This window comes from Stenotrophomonas maltophilia group sp. Smal32, assembly GCF_030237085.1.
In the GTDB taxonomy this organism is placed as follows: domain Bacteria; phylum Pseudomonadota; class Gammaproteobacteria; order Xanthomonadales; family Xanthomonadaceae; genus Stenotrophomonas; species Stenotrophomonas maltophilia_Q.
This window is the reverse complement of record NZ_JASJSI010000033.1, coordinates 11671-29565: the sequence shown is the minus strand read 5'-3', so window position 1 is coordinate 29565 and position 17895 is coordinate 11671. Positions and strand designations below refer to the sequence as shown.

Genomic DNA, 17895 nt, shown 5'->3' with positions numbered 1-17895 from the left:
AACTCCCCTGGGGAACCCAGCAATGGCTGCCAACCGTTCCGCCCTGCGTGCATGGGCAGCGCTGACTGCACTGATGGCCGCCACCTCGTTGCTGCTGCAATTCCTGTTGCTGCTGCGCGGCCCCGGGGCGGCTGCCGGGGTCGGCATGGCGACGCTGCGCTTCGTTGGTTACTTCACGATTCTCAGCAACCTGGCGGTGTGCCTGGGATGCGTCAGGCTGATCCGTGCGGGTGTGCTGAACACGACTGTCGCCGCGGTGATCGCGTTGTGCATCGGGGTGACCGCGTGCATCTACGTCCTGGCGTTGCAGGGGCTGTGGCAGCCCTCCGGGCTGCAATGGTGGGTTGATGCCGGCCTGCACTACGCTGTGCCGGCGCTGTACCTGCTGGGGTGGTGGTGGCTGCTGCCGCATGGGGCGCTCCGCTGGCGCGCACTGGGCGGGGGGCTGCTGGTGCCGCTGGTGTACCTGGGCTGGGCGATGCTGGTCGCCGAAGTGACAGGGCAGGCGCCGTATCCGTTCCTCGAACTGCAACGCCTGGGGCTGGCAGCGTTCCTGCTCAACGTGCTGCGCGTTGCGAGCGTGTTCGTGGTGGGGTGGACCCTGCTGTGGGGGTTGGACCGCTGGCGCCGTCGATGAGGCGCTGCAAGGCCATCGCCGCCGCCGGATTGCGGGCCTTGCCCGCGCCGATGCACAGCAGGTAGACCTCACGCGGGGCTTCCGCGGCAGGGCCGGCCAGGCAGGGCAGGTCAGCCACCGGCTCGCCGCGTGACCAGCGCAGCGCACGTTCCGCCCAGCGCTGCTGCACGGACCCCGGCAGGCCCTCGTTCAAGCGCACCTGGCTGCGCTTGATCCGCGCGTAGACAAAGCCGGCACTGGCATCGCCATGCAGCGGCGCCTCGTCGCTGTCCTCGATCACCAGTGCCACGCCGTGGTGGCGCGCGGCGGCGACCAGCGCCGGGCCATGTACCTCAGCGTTGCGCACCTCCAGCGCGTGTTGCAGCGGAACCCCTTCCAGCTGCTTCGGCAGCTGCGCCATCAGTGCGTCCAATGCATCGGCGTCGGCTGGATGGCGCGGATCGAACTGCCACAGCAATGGACCGAGCCGGTCACCGAGCGCGAGTGCCGCCTGCAGGAACGGCGTGGCAGCCTCCACGGTGCTGGACAGGTCGCGGCGCTGCACCAGGTAGCGTGGCGCCTTCATCGAGAAACGGAAGCCTTCCGGTGTCTGCGCGGCCCACTGAGCGCACTGGGCGGCAGTCGGCGTGCGATAGAAGGTGCCATTGATCTCGATGCAGCGCAGGGCGCGGCTGGCATGGGCAAGTTCCTCGCGCTGCGGCAGGCCCGGCGGATAGAACACGCCGCCGCGCCATTCCGGAAACACCCAGCCGCCGATGCCGCAGCGGATCGCTCCGGCGGTCACTGGCCGTGGTCCGCGCGCCACGGATCGTAGCTGCCGAACCACCACAGGTAGCCTTCCGGATCGGCGCAGGCATAGCCACGGCCGCCGTAGTCCTGGTCGGCGATGTCGATGACGATGCGGGCGCCTGCGGCCTTGGCCCGGGCGTAGTGCGCGTCGGCATCGGTGACGATCACGCAGGCACTCTGGGTCTGGCGGCCGCCCACTTCGTCCGGCATCGCGGCATGCTGGCTCCAGGCGCTTTCCTTGTTGGCCGAGCCCAGCATGATCATGCCGTTGCCGAAGGTCAGCTGGGCGTGGAACACGGTATCGCCGTCGGCATACACCGCCTGGGCATGGAAGCCGAAGGCGCGCTGCAGCCAGTCGATCGCCGCCTGCGCATCGCGGTAGCGCAGGCAAGGAATGATGGTGGATCCATTGCTCGGTTGGCCGTTTCCGTCCATGACACCCCTCCTATGGCACAGGGCAGCCTGCGCCGATGACCGTTACCATCGCGCGAACCCCTGATGACGGCCTGCACATGGCCGCCACCCCTGTTCGGAGATCGTGCTGGATGAAACCCTGGATTGGAGGAGCCGTGCTGCTGGCATGCACGACCATGGCAAGCGCGGCCACCCCGGCGCAGCTGCAGGACCTGGATGCGACCGTCGAGCGCGTACGCGCGCAGTTCGACGTGCCCGGCATCGCCGTGGCCGTGGTCAAGGACGGCCAGGTGGTGCTCGAGCGCGGCTGGGGCGTGCGTGAACAGGGCAGGCCGGAGCCGGTCCAGGCCGACACCCTGTTTGCCATCGCTTCCAATACCAAGGCGTTCACCGCAACCTCGCTGAACCTGCTGGCCGAGGACGGCAAGCTGAAGATGGACGACAAGGTGATCGACCACCTGCCGTCGTTCCGCATGTCCGATCCGTTCGTGACCGGCCAGATGACGATCCGCGACCTGCTGTCGCATCGCAGCGGGCTGAGCCTGGGCGCCGGTGACCTGCTGTTCTGGCCGGCCACCTCCTACAGCAACGCCGAAGTGGTGGAGCGACTGGGCAGGGTGCCGCTGAAGGGCGGTTTCCGCGAAAGCTATGCCTACGACAACATCCTGTACGCGGTCGCCCAGCAGGTGATCGAGCATGTTTCGGGCATGAGCTACCAGCAGTTCCTGCAGGCGCGCATCTTCGACAAGGTCGGCATGGCCGGCACCCGCTACAACGCCGATCACCTGAAGCCCGGTGACAAGGCCGCCGTCGGCCACGCCAAGTACGATTTCAAGGACCTGCGCACCGTTGCGCCGCTGACCTGGTCGAACAACGCCGGCGCCGGTGGCATCTATTCCAGCGCGCATGACATGGCGCGCTGGATGCAGGTGCAGCTGGCCGAAGGCAAACTGGCCGATGGCACGCCACTGTTCACCGAAAAGAGCCAGCAGCAGATGTGGCGGATGATCACGCCGCAGTCGATCCCGGCGCCGAGCGTGCCGGAGCTGGCACCGGCGCGGGCCAATTTCGCCGGCTATGGCGAAGGCTGGAGCCTGAGCGACTACCGCGGGCAGAAGCTGGTCTGGCACACCGGTGGCTGGCCGGGCATGGTCTCGCGACTGACCCTGGTGCCGGGCGAGAAGCTGGGCGTGGTGGTACTGACCAACCAGGAAGTGGGTGCAGCGTTCAACGCGATCACCCTGAGCGTGCTCGATGCCTACCTGGGCGGTGAAAAGCACGACTGGGTGGATGCCTATGCCAAGGCCGTGGCCAAGGGCCAGGAAAAGGCCGACGAGGCCTGGGCCAAGCACCAGAGTGCACGCGACAAGGGCAGCCGGCCGTCGCTGGCGCTGGCCGGCTACACCGGCACCTTCCGTGACCGCTGGTACGGTGACATGCAGGTCAGCAGCGAGGGCAAGGGCCTGCGCCTGCGCTTTGCGAAGACCGCGCAGCTGAGCGGGCGACTGGAACACTGGCAGCACGACACCTTCATCGTCCGCTGGGACGACCGCTCGCTCAACGCCGATGCATTCGTGAACTTCAGCCTGGATCCGGATGGCAAGGTGCGCGAGGTGCGCATGCAGCCGATTTCCGACCTGACCGATTTCAGCTTCGATTTCCAGGACCTGTTGTTCACCCCGACTGAACGGTAGATGCCGACCTTGGTCGGCATGCGGTACGGCGCCCACCAAGGTGGGCGACTACCAGGGGCGGAGCGGTGATCATCGGCTGGCGTACACATCCGGCGTGGGATACTCCGCCGCTTGCAAGAGGCGAGGGAATGCAATGTTCCGTTGGTTTGAATCCCTGATTCCGGTGTTCCCGCCCGTGGACGGGCGCATGCCACCACGCAAGGTGCTGCCGTTCTACCTGCACTACCTGCGCCCGGTGTGGCCGGTGCTGCTGGCCACGCTCATCGCCGGCCTGCTGCTGGCGCTGGTGGAAGTGGCGATGTTTGATTACCTGGGCCGCATCGTCGACATGGTCGCCGAGCAGCCGGGCGCCGACTTCTTCAAGCGCCACGCCAATGAACTGGGCTGGATGCTGTTCATCACGGTCATCGCGCGGCCGATCCTGGTCGGCCTGCACAACCTGCTGGTCAACCAGGCCATCGTGCCCGGCCTGAGCAACCGCTCGCGCTGGCTGATGCACAACTACGTGGTGCGGCAGAGCCTGAGCTTCTTCCAGAACGACTTTGCTGGCAGCGTCGCCAACCGGGTGATGCAGACCGGTACCTCGCTGCGCGAGTCGGCGGTGCAGATGGTCGATTCGCTCTGGTACATCGTGGTCTATACCGGCACCGCGCTGTACCTGTTCGCGCAGGCCGACTGGCGGCTGATGGTGCCGCTGATCCTGTGGCTGCTGGCCTATGCGGTGATCCTGTTCTACTTCGTGCCGCGCGCGAAGGAACGGGCGTGGATCGCGTCGGAGGCGCGTTCCAAGGCCATGGGCCGCATCGTCGATGGCTACACCAACATCCCCACGCTGAAGCTGTTTGCCCATGGCGGGCGCGAGCAGGCCTACGTGGCAGAGTCGATCCAGGAGCTGGCGGTCAAGCACCGCGCACAGACCCGCATCACCACCGGCATGGACCTGACCATCGCCATCGTCAACGGCTTCCTGATCGCCGGTACCTGCGGTCTGGCGCTGTGGCTGTGGAACGGTGGCCACATCACCGTCGGCGCGATCACCCTGGCCACCGGCCTGGTGATCCGCATCCACAACATGTCCGGCTGGATCATGTGGACCATCAACGGCATCTTCGAGGACATCGGCACGGTGCAGGATGGCATCACCACCATCGCCCAGCCGCTGACCGTGCAGGACCGCGACGATGCGGTGCCGCTGCAGGTGACCCGGGGCGGCGTGCACTTCCAGGACATCCACTTCCACTACGGCAAGAAGGGTGGCGTGATCGCCGGCCTGGACCTGGTGGTGAAGCCAGGCGAGAAGATCGGCCTGGTCGGTCCGTCCGGTGCCGGCAAGTCGACCCTGGTCAACGTGCTGCTGCGCCTGTACGACCTGGAAAGCGGCCGCATCCTGATCGACGACCAGGACATTGCCTACGTTACGCAGGAAAGCCTGCGCCAGCAGATTGGCGTGGTCACCCAGGACACCTCGCTGCTGCATCGCTCGATCCGCGACAACCTGCTGTACGGCCGTCCGGATGCGACCGACGAGCAACTGCACGCAGCCGTGGCCAAGGCGCGAGCGGCCAGCTTCATCGACACACTTGTGGATGGGCAGGGCCGTCGCGGCTACGACGCGCATGTCGGCGAGCGCGGCGTGAAGCTGTCCGGTGGCCAGCGCCAGCGCATCGCCATTGCCCGCGTACTGCTGAAGGACGCACCGATCCTGGTGCTGGACGAAGCGACCTCGGCGCTGGATTCGGAAGTGGAAGCGGCCATCCAGGACAGCCTGGACGAACTGATGGGTGGCAAGACGGTGATCGCGATCGCGCACCGGCTGTCGACCATCGCGCGCATGGACCGGCTGGTAGTGATGGACGAGGGCCGCATCGTCGAGACCGGCACCCATGCGGAACTGATTGCGGCTGGTGGACTGTACGCGCGGTTGTGGGCGCGGCAGACCGGTGGTTTCGTGGCCGCCGATCAATGACCGCTGCGGGGGTCAGAGCCTTCTCTGCGAGAGGGATCCGACCCCGTTCCTGTATCCCTTGGGGTCGGATCCCTTTCCGAAGGAATGGGCTCTGACCCCAGCGTGCTTCTGGAGACCTGCATGATCCTCCCCCTACGCTCCCTGTTGCTGGCGCTCGCGCTGGGCATGAGCACAGCGACCGCGATGGCCGCACCCGCCGCAGACGAGCAGCTTGAGCAGGTCATCCTGCTCAGCCGCCACAACCTGCGCGCGCCGGTGGTGGCCTCCGGCGCGCTCGCCAACGCGACACCCGAGACCTGGCCGCGCTGGGAGGTGGCACCGGGCGAGCTGACCACCAAGGGCGGCGTGCTGGAGGCATACATGGGCCGTTACATCGGCCAGTGGCTGCGCCAGGCTCAGCTGTTGCGGGCCTCGGGTTGCCCGCAGCCGGCTGACTTCCGCGCCCATGCCAACAGCTTGCAGCGTACCCAGGCCACCGCACAGTTCTTCGTTGCCGGTGCCTTCCCGGGCTGCCACGTTGCGATCGAGCAGCGCATGCCGCTGGGCACGATGGATCCCTTGTTCAATCCGGTGATCCACAACAGAGACACGGTCTTCCGCGAGCGCGCGCTGTCGGCAATGCAGCAAGCGCTGACCGACGTGGACCTGACGCCGGCACTGGCGGTGGTGGAGGCGGTCACCCGCTACCCGGAGTCGGCGGCGTGTACCGGCCGCGGCGACTGCCATCTGACGCTGGCCGATACCACCTTCAGTGCGGAGCCGGGCAACGAGCCTCGCGCTTCGGGTTCACTGGCGCTGGCCAGCGGAGTGGTGGATGCGCTGCTGATGGAGCACTACCAAGGAAGTGGCATTCCGCGCGAAGGCTGGGGCCGCTTGAACAACGAGGCGCAATGGCAGGCGCTGGCGCAGATACGCAATCGCTACCAGGACATCCTGTTCGGTACTCCTGAAGTTGCTCGTGATGTGGCCGCACCGCTGCTGGCACGGGTAGACGCGCTGTTCAAGGATCCGGCGTCACCGAAGGTGACCCTGCTGGTCGGTCACGATTCCAACATCGGCTCCGTGCTGGCTGCGTTGGGCATCGCTGACTACACGCTGCCGGGCCAGTACGAGAAGACGCCGATCGGAGGCCTGTTGCAGTTCGAGCGCTGGCGTGGGCGTCGCAGTGGCCTGGAGCGTTTCCGCGTGTCCTACGTCTATCCCACCACCGGGCAGCTGCGCGATGCGCTGCCGCTGACCGAGGTGCAGCCGCCGGGCCGCGTCGCACTGTCCTTGCCGGGCTGTAGTGCACAGGGCTGCAGCAGCGCGCAGTTCCAGCTGCTGCTGCAGCGGGCGATGCGCTGAGGCACGCGGCCAGCGCAGGGGCGTGCGCACGATGCCGTGCGCGGCCATCAGCGTAAGGTCGCCACCCAGCCGCGGTGAGTGGAACGGTCCGCGTGCATGTGCGGCTTCGAACAGGCCGCCATCGGGCGAGCGCAGTCGATAGAACTCGACCCAGCCGCTGGCCTGCAGCGGCAGCTGTGCCACGCCGGTCTGCTGGTTGAACCACGCCGGGTCCTTGCTGCCCTCGATGACGCGTCGCGCCAGGCGATCGATGGCGTGGTCGCGGCTGGCGTACCAGTCCTGGCCGCGCAGCCGCGCCAGCTCGGCCATCATCACCAGCGGCGCCAGCGCGTAGTCGTGATAGTGCAGGGTACGCTGCCCGCGCGCCATTTCCAGCGGCAGGCTGCCGTCGTCCTGGATGTCATCGACGCCCTTCTGGAAGGCCGCGTGGCCGGCCTGCCAGAGGGCCTGGTCATCGGTGGCCAGGCCGGTAGCCAGCACGCCCAGGCCGCCCCAGTAGTAGTGGTTGTTGCGGCGCCGTTTCGGGTTGTCCCAGTAGGCCAGGTTGGCGCGTGCCAGCTGTTGCAGCCACGGATCGATGCGTGCGCGCTGCTGCGGGTCGGCCTGGTCATGCACCTTCAGGTAGGCCATGGCCACTGCATCGAGCATCCACTGCCGCATGTAGAACGACTGGTCGTTGTTGACCCGGATCATCTGCCCGAGCATGGCGCCTCCGTCTGCCCATGCCACCAGCCATGCCAGCGTGCATTGCGCCGCCGCCGGGTCACCGTTGCGCAGGTAGTCGTCGCTCATGCGTGCCACGTCGGCGGCATAGCGGTCCAGTGGCGCGGTGGCGTCATGATTCTGCTGGTGCAGCGCCGGGTCGATCACCGAGCCGGCCTTGTCGGTGTAGTAGCCTAGGGCACGTATGTCGGGCTGGCCGGGCGGTGGTGGAGGGCAGGCGCCGAAGACACAGGCGCTGGCCAGCAGCGTGGGCAGCAGTGCAAGACGGAACAGGGGGAGAGACATGGACGCTGGTGGAAGGGGGAACCCGGCGAACGATGCGCCCGTGCATGTTGCCGGTGCGTGATGCAGGCGCGGCTCCTGCCACCGCATGCAGAAACGGCCCGGGTCTCCCCGGGCCGTTCCGATTCCAACCTACATCCCCGATCACTCGATCGGCTGGTCCAACATCAGCTGGCGGGCGAAGCGCACCGGCGGCGCGCCGTAGGACAGCACCTGGTCGTGGTAGGCCTTCAGGTTGAACTTGTCGCCCAGCTTCTCCTGCACCGCCTTGCGGGTGTCGAAGTGCTCCTGCGCGCCGACGAAGTAGGTCGGCAGCTGCGCCGAGGTCAGCTGTGCACGCACCCACTTGCCGGCCGCCTCGCTTTCCTGCTGGAACGCGTCGTGGGTCATCAGGTGCATCGCCTTTTCGCGATCCCAGTTGTCCACGTGCACGCCCTGGTCGAGGATCGCGTTGGAGATCGTGCGCAGGTAGAACTTCAGCTGCACCAGGTGGAACAGCGGATCGTTGTTGAGGTAACCCTGCTCCTGCATCATGCGCTCGGTGTAGACCGCCCAGCCTTCGGCGAACAGGCCCGAACGCAGCACCGCACGCAGGGTGGAGGGGAACTTGGCCGAGTGCCAGCCTTCCAGGTAGTGGCCCGGGGTGCCTTCGTGGATGCTGAGCAGGTGGATCATGCGCGAGTTGTATTCACGCAGGAACGAGTCGACCTGCTTCTCGTTCCAGTCGTCCGGAATCGGCGACACGGCGTAGAAGGTCTTCAGGTTCTTGTCCAGCGGGCCCGGCGAATCGCAGTAGGCCACGGCCACGCCACGCTGGAATTCCGGCATCAGGATGATGTCCACCGGCGCGTCGGGCAGGGTCACCAGGTCGTGCTCGCGCACGAAGGCGGTGGACTGCTCCAGCGCGGCCTTGGCATCGTCCACCACCTTGTCGCGTGCCGGCTTGTCGGCGTAGGCCAGTTCCAGCGCGGCCTCGATCGCCTTCTGCTGCTGCTCGTCGGTCGGCTGGGCCGGCATCTCCGGCGCACCCGGCTTGTCCTTCAGCACGGTCTGCGCGATGCCGTACATGTCTTCGCGCACGCGCTTGAGTTCGGCACGTGCACGCTCACCGATCTCCTGGCGCGACAGCGACGAGCTCAGCGCGAACTTCAGTTTCTGGTCGTACTTCTCCGCACCGATGCGGAAATCACCCTTGGCGTTCGGCACCAGGGTCTTGTCCAGCCATGTCTGCTGCTCGTCCACGGCCTTCTTCAGCCCGTCGATGGCAGCCTGCAGGCGCTGCTGGTCGGCCTGCGGCAGTTCACCGATGTGCGGGGTGATGAAGGTATCGACGATGCTGAGGATGCCCTTGTTCTGCTTGGCCACGGTCTCGGCATGGATCTTCGGCACGCGCGCCGGATCCAGGTTCTCGCGGGCCTGGGCGAAGATCGCCGGCAGCTTCTCCATGCGTGCGGTGGCCGACTTCAGGCGTTCCGGCAGCGGTGCGAATTCACGCGCCATCAGGCCGTAGATCGCGCTGCCGGCGATGCCGTTGTACAGCTGCGGGTCCCACTTGCCGGACTGCAGCACTTCGGCATTCCAGATTTCCGACTGCAGCTGGTTGCGCAGGATCGCCGCGTCCACCTGGTTCTCGCGGCCCAGCTTGGCCACCTCGATCTTGTCCAGCTCGCCCAGCAGCGCCTTGTAGGCGGCCACGGTCTTCTGCTGGCCGGCGGCGCTGAGGTCGTCCAGCTCGCTGTCGTAGCGGTGGTCGCCGATCTGGGTGGCGCTGACCGGGGACAGCTGCATCCAGGTATCCAGGGCGCGCTTGGACAGATCGGCGAAGGCCGCATCGACCGCCGCGTCACCGGCCTGCTGGCTGGCAGTCGGGGTGGAAGCGTTGGTCGGGGCGTCGGCCGGCTGGCAACCGGTCAGGGCGGCGACCAGGGCAAGGGCAAGAAGATGCGGGCGCATCGGCGTTCCTGTACGGGGTCAAACCCCGAGCATAGGGCCCCGGAGCTGCTTTGTCCCCGTGCCATAGGATTACCATGGGCGCAGACACGGACCCTCCAGCGGAGCACAGGACATGGAATACCAGGGAAGCTGCCATTGCGGCAGGATCGCATTCACCGTACAGGCCGAGGCGCCGATCAGCGACGTCATCGACTGCAACTGCTCGATGTGCCGCCGCCGTGGCAGCCTGCTGTGGTTCGCCCCGCGCGAGGCGTTCCAGCTGACCACCGATCCGGCCGACGTGGCCACCTACCACTTCAACAAGGCCCACATCGACCATCATCACTGCCGCGAATGTGGCGTCGCTCCCTACAGCGAAGCGGTCGACCCGCGCACCGGCACACCGATGGTGGCGGTGAACGTGCGCTGCGTGCCTGCAGTGGATCTGGCCACGCTGGCGGTGAGTTCCTACGACGGAGCCGCACTGTGAGGCCGGTGTGCGCGTGGACGCGCATGGCAGCAATGCCGGTGCTGTTGCTGGCGCTGGCAGCGTGCGGAAAGCATGGCGACGTCGCGGCCGATGCCGGAGGCGGTGCCGAAGCCGCCGTCGCTTCACCGGAAGGTGCATTCCTGGCCTACGAACATGACGTGCAGGTGCAGCTGGAGGCGGCGCAGATCGCACCGCGCATCCAGCAGATCGCTCAGGCCTGCCAGAGCGCGAAGTTCGGCGACTGTGCAGTGTTGCAGGTCGAGCAGCACGGCGGCGAGCAGCCCAGCGGTGAAGTGAAGGTGCGCATCGCCCCGAAGGGCACCGAGCCGCTGATCGCGATGGCCGGTGAAGGCGGCAAGCTGCAGTCCCGCAATACGCGTGCCGAGGATCTCGCGCAGGCGGTGGCCGACACGGCATTGACCAAAGCGCGGCTTGAAAAGGAGCACGCCCGCCTGCTGTCCTACCAGGACCGCAAGGACCTGAAGATCGAAGACCTGATGGCGATCACCACGCGCCTGTCAGAGATCGAGGCGGGTGTCGAGCAGGCCAACAAGGATGCTGCGCAGCAGCGCCGGCGTATCGATACCCAGCTGGTGTCGATCCACTTCGACACCACTTCGGGACAGCGCAGCCGCAGCGAAATCGGCGAGGCGCTGAGCGAGTCGGGCAGCATCCTCAGCACCAGCATCGCGTTCCTGATCCGCGCTGCGGCCGCACTGCTGCCGGTGGCGGTGCTGGCCTTGATCGCGGCCTGGGGTGTGCGGGCATGGTGGCGTCGCCGCCGTCGCAAGCTACCGCCCAACCGCTGAGATGAAGGCTGATGCCGGCCGTCAGCCGGCATCAGCCCTCGTCGGTCTCGTACTCGACGAACACATCCAGCTCCAGCGCCAGTTCCTGCACCGCATCGCGCACCTTCTGCGCGGTGCTTTCATTGCCGACTTCCACTTCCAGCTCGTGGATGCCCGGGCCGATGTCATCGGACAGCCCGGCCGAACTGGAATCGTCGTCGTCCATGTGCGGCATCAGGTCGTCGGTTTCCTCGACATGTTCAATGCCCTCCAGGCCGAGCAGCAGGTCGCTGATGGCGCGGGCGTCGTCTTCGGTTCCGGTGATGCGCAGTCGCAGCATGGCCATGGCATAGGTACGTTGTGGGTTCGCCAGCAGCCTAGCCAGCGCGAGGCAAAGAACGGGTGAGGGCGCAGTCAGGCCTGCGTCGCCGGCCGCCCGAGCAGGCTGTCCGGCAATGCCGGAATCGGCGTGCGCTCGTCCTGCGCCTGTTCCAGCAACCAGTCGATGAACAGGCGCGCGGCCGGGCTCGGCGGTTGCCCTTCTGCGTGCACCACGTGATAGGCATAGCGAGCCTTCAATGCCGGACCGGGCAGGCGCACCACCTCGTAGCGCTGCAGATAGGGCTGGGCGATGTGGGTGCGAGCCAGCACCGCGCCCATGCCATACACCGCTGCACGCATCGCGTCGGTGCTGTCGGCGAAGGTGTGCATCGGCGGCAGCGGCGACGGCGGGCGCACGCCGGCGTGGCGGAACCAGTCGCGCCAGCCCTGCGGCGACAGGTCGGTCAGCAGCGGTAGGTCGGCGATGCGCGCCGGATCGACCAGCGTTTCGACCCCGGCCAGTGCCGGTGAGGCTACCGGGAACAGGTAGTCGTCCATCAGGTGCTGCGCACGCAGGCCCGGCCACTGGCCCAGGCCGTAGCGAATGCCGACCTCCGGCCCAGTGTCGTCATAGCGATCCAGTCCGCTGCCGGTGTGCAGCTCGATGCGGATGTGCGGATGGGCCTGGGTGAAGCGGGGCAGCCGCGGCAACAGCCAGCAGTACGATAGCGAACGCAGCGTGGTGATCCGCAACGGCACGCTGTCCGCATCCGGGTGCAGATGATGGGCGACCGCGGCGACATCGGTGAAGGCCGCGCTGGCCGCATCGGCCAGCTGCCGGCCCTCGGAGGTCAGGCGCACGCCGCGGGCGTGGCGCAGGAACAACCGGGTCTCCAGCACCTCTTCCAGGCGCCGCACGTGGTGGCTGACTGCGCTGGCGGTCAGGTGCAGTTCCTGCGCGGCCTGGGCGAAGTTCTGGTGGCGGGCGGCGACCGCGAAGACGGCCAGTGCGGGGAGCAGGGAAGGGCGTAGCTGCATGTCCAGCCTCAAACGATATTTGTGGCTGGCAGCGATACTACGCGCTTGTGCCGCGGGCGTCTGCGCCCGATCCTGTCTGCCTTGGCGAGGAATTGACGATGGACGGAGGCATAGCATGAATGCGGTCCCACAGGCGGTCGAGCGCGACTGGCGCACACCGCTGGAGTTGACCCTGCTGGGCGCCATCTGGGGCTGCTCGTTCCTGTTCATGCGGGTGGCGGTGCCGTCGTTCGGCCCGTTCGCGCTGGTCGAGGTGCGGCTGGTGCTGGGGGCGCTGGTGCTGCTGCCGTTCCTGTGGCGCGCCCGCGCGCAGTTCCCGCCGCGGCGCTGGCTATGGCTGGCACCGATCGGCCTGATCAATTCGGCGCTGCCGTTCGTGCTGTTTGCCTATGCCGCCGAGCAGGCGCCGGCCGCGATCGGTGCGATCTGCAATGCGATGACCGTGCTGTTCGCCGCGCTGATCGCCTTCCTGTTCTTCGGCGAGAAGATCGGCATGCGCCGCGCCGGTGCCTTGCTGGTTGGTTTCGCCGGCGTGGTGGTGCTGGCCACCGCCAAGGTTTCCGGCCTGAGTATTGGTACCGCAGTGATCGCCGGCGCTGCGGCGTCGTTGCTGTACGGGCTGGGCGTCAATCTGGTGAAGCGCCACATGACCGGGCTGCCCTCGGCAGCGGCGGCGGCAGCCACGCTGTCGTGTGCCTCGCTGTGGATGCTGCCGATGACGGTGACGCACTGGCCACAGGCCGCCATTCCGCTGAAGGCCTGGGGTGCAGCGATCGCCTTGGGTGTGGCCTGCACCGGCCTGGCATTCCTGATGTTCTATCGCCTGATTGGCCGCATCGGCCCGTCGCGTGCGTCGACGGTGACCTACCTGATTCCGCTGTTCGGCGCGGCGTTTGCGTGGTTGTTCCTTGGGGAGGCGGTGACGGTACAGATGTTGGTGGCGGGGGCGTTGATTCTGGGGAGCGTGGCGGTGAGTCAGAAGGGCTGAGGCGTTGGCGTTTTGCGCGTGGCGCGTGCTGAAGGTGCTTCATTTTTCATGGGCGTCACTTTTCTTTTCGCGCGAAAAGAAAAGTAACCAAAAGAAATGCGCCGCCAGGTCGCGAGCCGCCGCGCTTCGCACGTCGGTCCCCTGCGCTTCTCGGTGAATCAGGGGACGGTGTGCAGAGGTCAGCCGACTAACAGTCGGCTCTACAAGACATCGGCACCTCTTCGCCCCTGATTCCCCTGCGATGCTCGGCTCACTCAAGGCGGACCCAAGGTCAAGAGCCACAGCTGCACGACGATGCTTGGTAGTGCCGGGCCGGGCCCGGCGAGCGAAGCGAGCGCTTCTGCCTTTGATCTTGGATCAGCCTTGAGCGAGCCGAGCACCGCAGGTCCGGCGAGGGCGAAGAGGCGCCACGCACTTTTGTAGAGCCGAGCCATGCTCGGCTGCTCTCCGCGCTGTCCCTCGACGGGCCGAGGAGCGCAGGGCACCGGTGCGCAGCACCGGCTCGCGGCCGGCGGAACGTTTCTTTTGGTTACTTTTCTTTGCGTACAAAGAAAAGTAACGCCCATGAACAGTGACGTACCTTCAGCACGCGCAACGCGCAGCAAGCCAGGCTCCTACCGCACCGGCACCGGAATATTGCAGAGATCGATATGCCCCGCCGGGCGCTTGTAGAAATCATCCACGCGATTGCGTCGCGCCTCTACCGTATCGGCGAAGGTCTTTGAATCGGTGCGCAGTACCTGGATCGGTGTGCGCTCGGCCACCTGCACGTCGCTGGCACGGCGGATCGACACGATCGGCGTACGCAGCTTCGGGTCGGTGTAGAAGCCCATCGGCGCCGGTCCGCGCGGCGTCGCGCTGAGCAGTTCCATGCCCTTCAGCACGCGACCCACCAGCGTGATGTTGCGGTCCAGCTGACGCGGTGACTGGCCGGTCACTACATAGAGTTCGGCGCCGATGCTGCTGTCTTCCTCGTTGCTGCGGCCGGCGCCGAGCATCCCGTAGCAGTGCGCCAGCCAGGCCTTGCCGGCCTGCGGGTCCTGGCCGACCGGGAAGCCGTCGACGAAACCGGTCTGTGCCGCCCAGCCGTCGCGATCCGGCAGCACGCTGACGTTCAGGCCAGCGCTGGCGCGCTCGAACTCGGCCGGCAGCTTGCGCGCGGCGCTGCCGAACGGCTTGGCCTTGGCCGCGTCATCGGCGTCGGCGTCGCCGAACTGCACCACGAAGTTATCCTGCGAGCGGTAGATGCTGGTGCCGTCCCAGAAGTGCTCATGCGCGAAGGTCTGGATGTTGGCGACATGGCGCGGGGCGAACTGCGGCGCCAGCTCGATGATCACCCGCCCCGCCGGCAGGTCCATGTACAGCAGGTTGGCCGGGTCCGGGGTGCGCCATTCGCTGGCCGCCGATGCGTCGAGGATCTGCTGCGGGCTGCGGTACGGGGTGGCCGCGCTGGCCAGCGAGGGCAGCAGGCAGGCCAGGGCGACGGCGGTCAGGGCAAGGCGACGACGGTGCGGCATGGGAACCCCGGAACATGAACGAGGGTTCGATTCTGCGTGAGCGCACCGGTCTCGCCAACCGGCACGATGACTAACGACACATTCGCTATACCGAACTTCGCACTACTGTTGACTTCAACGTAGTGGAGGGCCGGTCATGGTCGAAGACGATGTCCACCTGAAGAAGTTCCAGAAGGAGCTGAGCGCCGGAACGGTGTCGCTGGCCCTGCTGGCGGTGCTGGCCCGGGCCGGGGAGCCGCTGTATGGCTACCTGATTGCCAAGGAGCTGGAGCGCGTGGGCGAGGGCGTGCTGAGCGGCAAGCAGAGCGCGCTGTACCCGGTGCTGCGCAACCTGGAGGGCGCCGGCCTGCTGGAAAGCCATGTGGAGCCGTCCAGCAGCGGGCCGCCGCGGCGCTACTACCGCATCAATGAACGTGGCCGCGAGGTGTTGGCGCAGTGGCGCCAGGCCTGGCAGGCCACCCGCGATTCCGTCGATTCCGTGTTGGAGGGGGTACCGCAATGAACGACCCGAGCCTGGCAGGCCGAGCCCTGCCGACCACCATCCCGCAGTACCTGGCGCAGCTGCGCGCGGCGCTGGAAGGCGCCGACCCGGCGATGGTGCAGGACGCGCTGTACGACGCCGAGGAGTACCTGCGCTCGGAGCTGGCGGCGCAGCCCGGTCGCAGCGAGGCCGAGGTGATCGCCGACGTGGCCGGCAGCTACGGCGCGCCGGACGAAGTGGCCGAGATCTACCGCGAGACCGAGGTGACGGTGAACCGCGCGCTGCGTACGCCGCGTGCGGATACCGCACCGGTGCTGCGCGCGGCGGCGGAAGCCAGTGGCGTCGAGCCGGCTGCACCGCCGCCGGTGCCGGCGCAGCGCTCGCTGCTGGCGCGCTTCTTCGGTGTGGTGACCGATCCGCATACCTACGGCGCGCTGTTCTACATGCTGCTGTCGCTGGCCACCGGCATCTTCTTCTTCACCTGGGTGGTGACCGGTCTGTCGCTGTCGCTGGGCCTGCTGATCCTGATCATCGGTATTCCGCTGACCGTGCTGTTCTTCGGCTCGGTGCGCGGGCTGGCGCTGCTGGAAGGGCGATTGGTGGAAGCGCTGCTGGGCGAACGCATGCCGCGCCGTCCGCGTTACACCGACCGCAGCCGCACGTGGTTGCAGCGCATCGGCGACATGTTCACCGATGGCCGCACCTGGCTGACCCTGCTGTACTTCGTGTTGATGCTGCCGCTGGGCGTGATCTACTTCACCATCGCGGTGACGCTGCTGTCGCTGTCGCTGAGCCTGATCTGGGCGCCGGTCGCGGCGATCTTCAGTGGTGACATCCCCGGCGTGTACATCAACGACGTGAACGTGCTGCCGATGGCGGCCTCGCCGCTGGTGGCGATCGCGGTTGCTGCGGCGGGCGCGCTGCTGCTGCTGCTGACGATGCATCTGGCACGTGGCATCGGCAAGCTGCACGGGCTGATCGCCAAGAACCTGCTGGTGCGGTTGTAAGCAGGAGTCGGTGCCTTGGTAGGTGCCAACCTTGGTTGGCACGATCCATCAGACACCGGGATTCATGGTAGAGCGCCAACCAAGGTTGGCATCTACCAGGGCGTACCGACCAAGGTGGAATTACCCCGCCTTTCGCCGCAACGGGGTGACGTTGCTCTTCTTCTTCGTCGCCTTCGCCGCCGGTGCTTCGGCATGCGCGGCGAAGAAGTCGCGCACCTTCGGGTACACCACCTCGCGCCAGCGACGGCCGCTGAAGATGCCGTAGTGGCCGGCACCTTCGACGATGAAATGCTCACGGCGGTCCGCAGTGATGCCGGTGCACAGCGCCTGCGCGGCTTCGGTCTGGCCGAGGCCGGCGATGTCGTCCAGCTCGCCTTCGATGCTCAGCAGCGCGGTATCGCGGATCGCCGACGGATCGACCTTCTCGCCGTTGACCACCCACTCGCCACGCGGCAGCAGGAAGTCCTGGAACACCACGCGGATGGTATCGAGGTAGTACTTGGCGGGCATGTCCAGCACTGCGTTGTACTCGTCGTAGAAACGACGGTGCGCGTCGGCGTCTTCCAGGTCGCCCTTGACCAGGTCGGTGTAGAAATCCCAGTGCGAACTGAAGTGGCGGCTCGGGTTCATCGACAGAAAGCCGGCATGCTGCAGAAAGCCTGGATACACGCGACGGCCGGCGCCGGGATAGCTGGCCGGCACGGTGTGGATGACGTTGTTCTCGAACCACGACAGCGGGTTCTGCGTGGCCAGGTTGTTCACTGCGGTCGGGCTGCAGCGCGCATCGATCGGGCCACCCATCATCACCAGCGTGCGCGGCGTCGCTTCGCCACGGCTGGCCATCAGCGAAACCGCGGCCAGCACCGGTACGGTCGGCTGGCACACGCTCACCACGTGCAGGCGCTCCACGCCGAGGTGGCGGATGAATTCCTGGATGTAGGCGATGTAATCGTCCAGGCCGAATTCGCCTTCGCTGGCCGGCACCATGCGCGCATCCACCCAGTCGGTGACGTACACGCGGTGGTCGCGCAGCAGCGTGCGCACGGTATCGCGCAGCAGGGTGGCGTGGTGGCCGGACAGCGGCGCCACCACCAGCACGAACGGCTGGTTGAGCATGGTGTGCAGCTGGTCGGCTTCATTGCTGTGGCGCTTGAAGCGCAGCAGCTTGCAGAACGGCTTGCTCACTTCTTCGTGCACGACGATCGGCACGCGTTCGCCATCGACATCGATTTCGTTGATGCCCCATTCGGGCTTCTCGTAATCCTTGCCGATGCGATGGAACAACTCGTTGACCGCAGCCAGGCGATCGGCACCCGGCATCTGCGACCACCAGTGGCCCGGGTTGGCGAAGAACCTGGCGTTGGCCTGGGCCTGGTGCACCCAGGGGGCGAGCAGGTTGCGGGTCAGTTCGTGCAGTTGATAGAGCATGACGACCGAATATGTATGGTCATATGTTGCCGCGCAGCATATCCCATCCGGGTGTC

The 17895-nt window shown here is 66.8% G+C and carries 16 protein-coding genes and 1 pseudogene; 9 read left to right on the top strand and 8 right to left on the bottom strand.

Going from position 1 to position 17895, the window contains the following annotated elements:
• The first annotated feature begins 22 nt into the window (after nucleotides 1-22).
• Entirely contained in the window at nucleotides 23-637 is a 615-nt protein-coding gene (locus tag QRO91_RS10375) for a Pr6Pr family membrane protein (protein ID WP_049426646.1), read from the top strand.
• On the opposite strand, the gene QRO91_RS10370 is transcribed toward QRO91_RS10375, so the two are convergent.
• Both QRO91_RS10370 and QRO91_RS10365 read right to left on the bottom strand, forming a co-directional pair.
• Nucleotides 558-1421: a DUF72 domain-containing protein gene (locus QRO91_RS10370; RefSeq protein WP_100443641.1), complete on the bottom strand. Its 864-nt coding sequence runs from the start codon at nucleotides 1419-1421 to the stop codon at nucleotides 558-560. The two genes, QRO91_RS10375 and QRO91_RS10370, sit on opposite strands and share 80 nt — an antisense overlap.
• Complete coding sequence (locus tag QRO91_RS10365; protein ID WP_049427701.1) at nucleotides 1418-1861, bottom strand: VOC family protein; 444 nt, start codon at nucleotides 1859-1861, stop codon at nucleotides 1418-1420. Before QRO91_RS10365 ends, QRO91_RS10370 begins: the two co-directional genes overlap by 4 nt.
• A 110-nt stretch (nucleotides 1862-1971) precedes the next feature.
• Between QRO91_RS10365 and QRO91_RS10360 the strand changes: the two genes are divergently transcribed.
• The 3 genes from QRO91_RS10360 (at nucleotide 1972) to agp (ending at nucleotide 6844) form a co-directional block, all read left to right on the top strand.
• Nucleotides 1972-3534, top strand: a complete 1563-nt coding sequence (locus QRO91_RS10360) for a serine hydrolase (RefSeq protein WP_197620374.1) — start codon at nucleotides 1972-1974, stop codon at nucleotides 3532-3534.
• Between the two features lie 133 nt (nucleotides 3535-3667).
• Entirely contained in the window at nucleotides 3668-5500 is a 1833-nt protein-coding gene (smrA, locus tag QRO91_RS10355) for a multidrug efflux ABC transporter SmrA (protein WP_049427698.1), read from the top strand.
• Between the two features lie 120 nt (nucleotides 5501-5620).
• On the top strand, nucleotides 5621-6844 hold the full coding sequence (gene agp / locus QRO91_RS10350) for a bifunctional glucose-1-phosphatase/inositol phosphatase (protein WP_197650174.1): 1224 nt from the start codon (nucleotides 5621-5623) through the stop codon (nucleotides 6842-6844).
• A gap of 48 nt (nucleotides 6845-6892) precedes the next feature.
• Here the strand turns inward: agp and QRO91_RS10345 are convergent.
• Nucleotides 6893-7852, bottom strand: a pseudogene (locus tag QRO91_RS10345) (polysaccharide lyase); the annotation flags it as partial.
• A 141-nt stretch (nucleotides 7853-7993) separates the two neighbouring features.
• Complete coding sequence (locus QRO91_RS10340; protein WP_049427695.1) at nucleotides 7994-9802, bottom strand: DUF885 domain-containing protein; 1809 nt, start codon at nucleotides 9800-9802, stop codon at nucleotides 7994-7996.
• 112 nt (nucleotides 9803-9914) lie between these two features.
• Here QRO91_RS10340 and QRO91_RS10335 point away from each other — a divergent pair, with 112 nt between their 5' ends.
• Nucleotides 9915-10271: a GFA family protein gene (locus QRO91_RS10335; protein ID WP_049427693.1), complete on the top strand. Its 357-nt coding sequence runs from the start codon at nucleotides 9915-9917 to the stop codon at nucleotides 10269-10271.
• A 23-nt stretch (nucleotides 10272-10294) separates the two neighbouring features.
• Complete coding sequence (locus QRO91_RS10330) at nucleotides 10295-11080, top strand: DUF4349 domain-containing protein (protein WP_049427692.1); 786 nt, start codon at nucleotides 10295-10297, stop codon at nucleotides 11078-11080.
• Between the two features lie 31 nt (nucleotides 11081-11111).
• On the opposite strand, the gene QRO91_RS10325 is transcribed toward QRO91_RS10330, so the two are convergent.
• Both QRO91_RS10325 and QRO91_RS10320 read right to left on the bottom strand, forming a co-directional pair.
• Nucleotides 11112-11405, bottom strand: coding sequence for a hypothetical protein (locus tag QRO91_RS10325; protein WP_005408721.1), 294 nt, complete (start codon nucleotides 11403-11405; stop codon nucleotides 11112-11114).
• A 68-nt stretch (nucleotides 11406-11473) separates the two neighbouring features.
• Nucleotides 11474-12418, bottom strand: a complete 945-nt coding sequence (locus QRO91_RS10320) for a LysR substrate-binding domain-containing protein (protein ID WP_049427690.1) — start codon at nucleotides 12416-12418, stop codon at nucleotides 11474-11476.
• A gap of 115 nt (nucleotides 12419-12533) precedes the next feature.
• Between QRO91_RS10320 and QRO91_RS10315 the strand changes: the two genes are divergently transcribed.
• Nucleotides 12534-13406, top strand: coding sequence for a DMT family transporter (locus QRO91_RS10315; RefSeq protein WP_049427688.1), 873 nt, complete (start codon nucleotides 12534-12536; stop codon nucleotides 13404-13406).
• 614 nt (nucleotides 13407-14020) lie between these two features.
• Here the strand turns inward: QRO91_RS10315 and QRO91_RS10310 are convergent.
• Nucleotides 14021-14923 (bottom strand): peptidylprolyl isomerase, encoded by a 903-nt coding sequence (locus QRO91_RS10310; protein WP_197620373.1) that lies wholly within the window; start codon nucleotides 14921-14923, stop codon nucleotides 14021-14023.
• Nucleotides 14924-15059: 136 nt separating this feature from the next.
• On the opposite strand from QRO91_RS10310, the gene QRO91_RS10305 reads away from it, so the two are divergent.
• Both QRO91_RS10305 and QRO91_RS10300 read left to right on the top strand, forming a co-directional pair.
• A complete protein-coding gene (locus QRO91_RS10305; protein WP_021203665.1) occupies nucleotides 15060-15425 on the top strand; it encodes a PadR family transcriptional regulator in 366 nt (121 codons plus the stop codon).
• On the top strand, nucleotides 15422-16411 hold the full coding sequence (locus QRO91_RS10300; RefSeq protein WP_197620372.1) for a sensor domain-containing protein: 990 nt from the start codon (nucleotides 15422-15424) through the stop codon (nucleotides 16409-16411). Before QRO91_RS10305 ends, QRO91_RS10300 begins: the two co-directional genes overlap by 4 nt.
• A gap of 120 nt (nucleotides 16412-16531) precedes the next feature.
• Here the strand turns inward: QRO91_RS10300 and QRO91_RS10295 are convergent, their stop codons facing one another.
• Complete coding sequence (locus tag QRO91_RS10295; protein WP_049426665.1) at nucleotides 16532-17839, bottom strand: polyhydroxyalkanoate depolymerase; 1308 nt, start codon at nucleotides 17837-17839, stop codon at nucleotides 16532-16534.
• Nucleotides 17840-17895 lie beyond the last annotated feature (56 nt).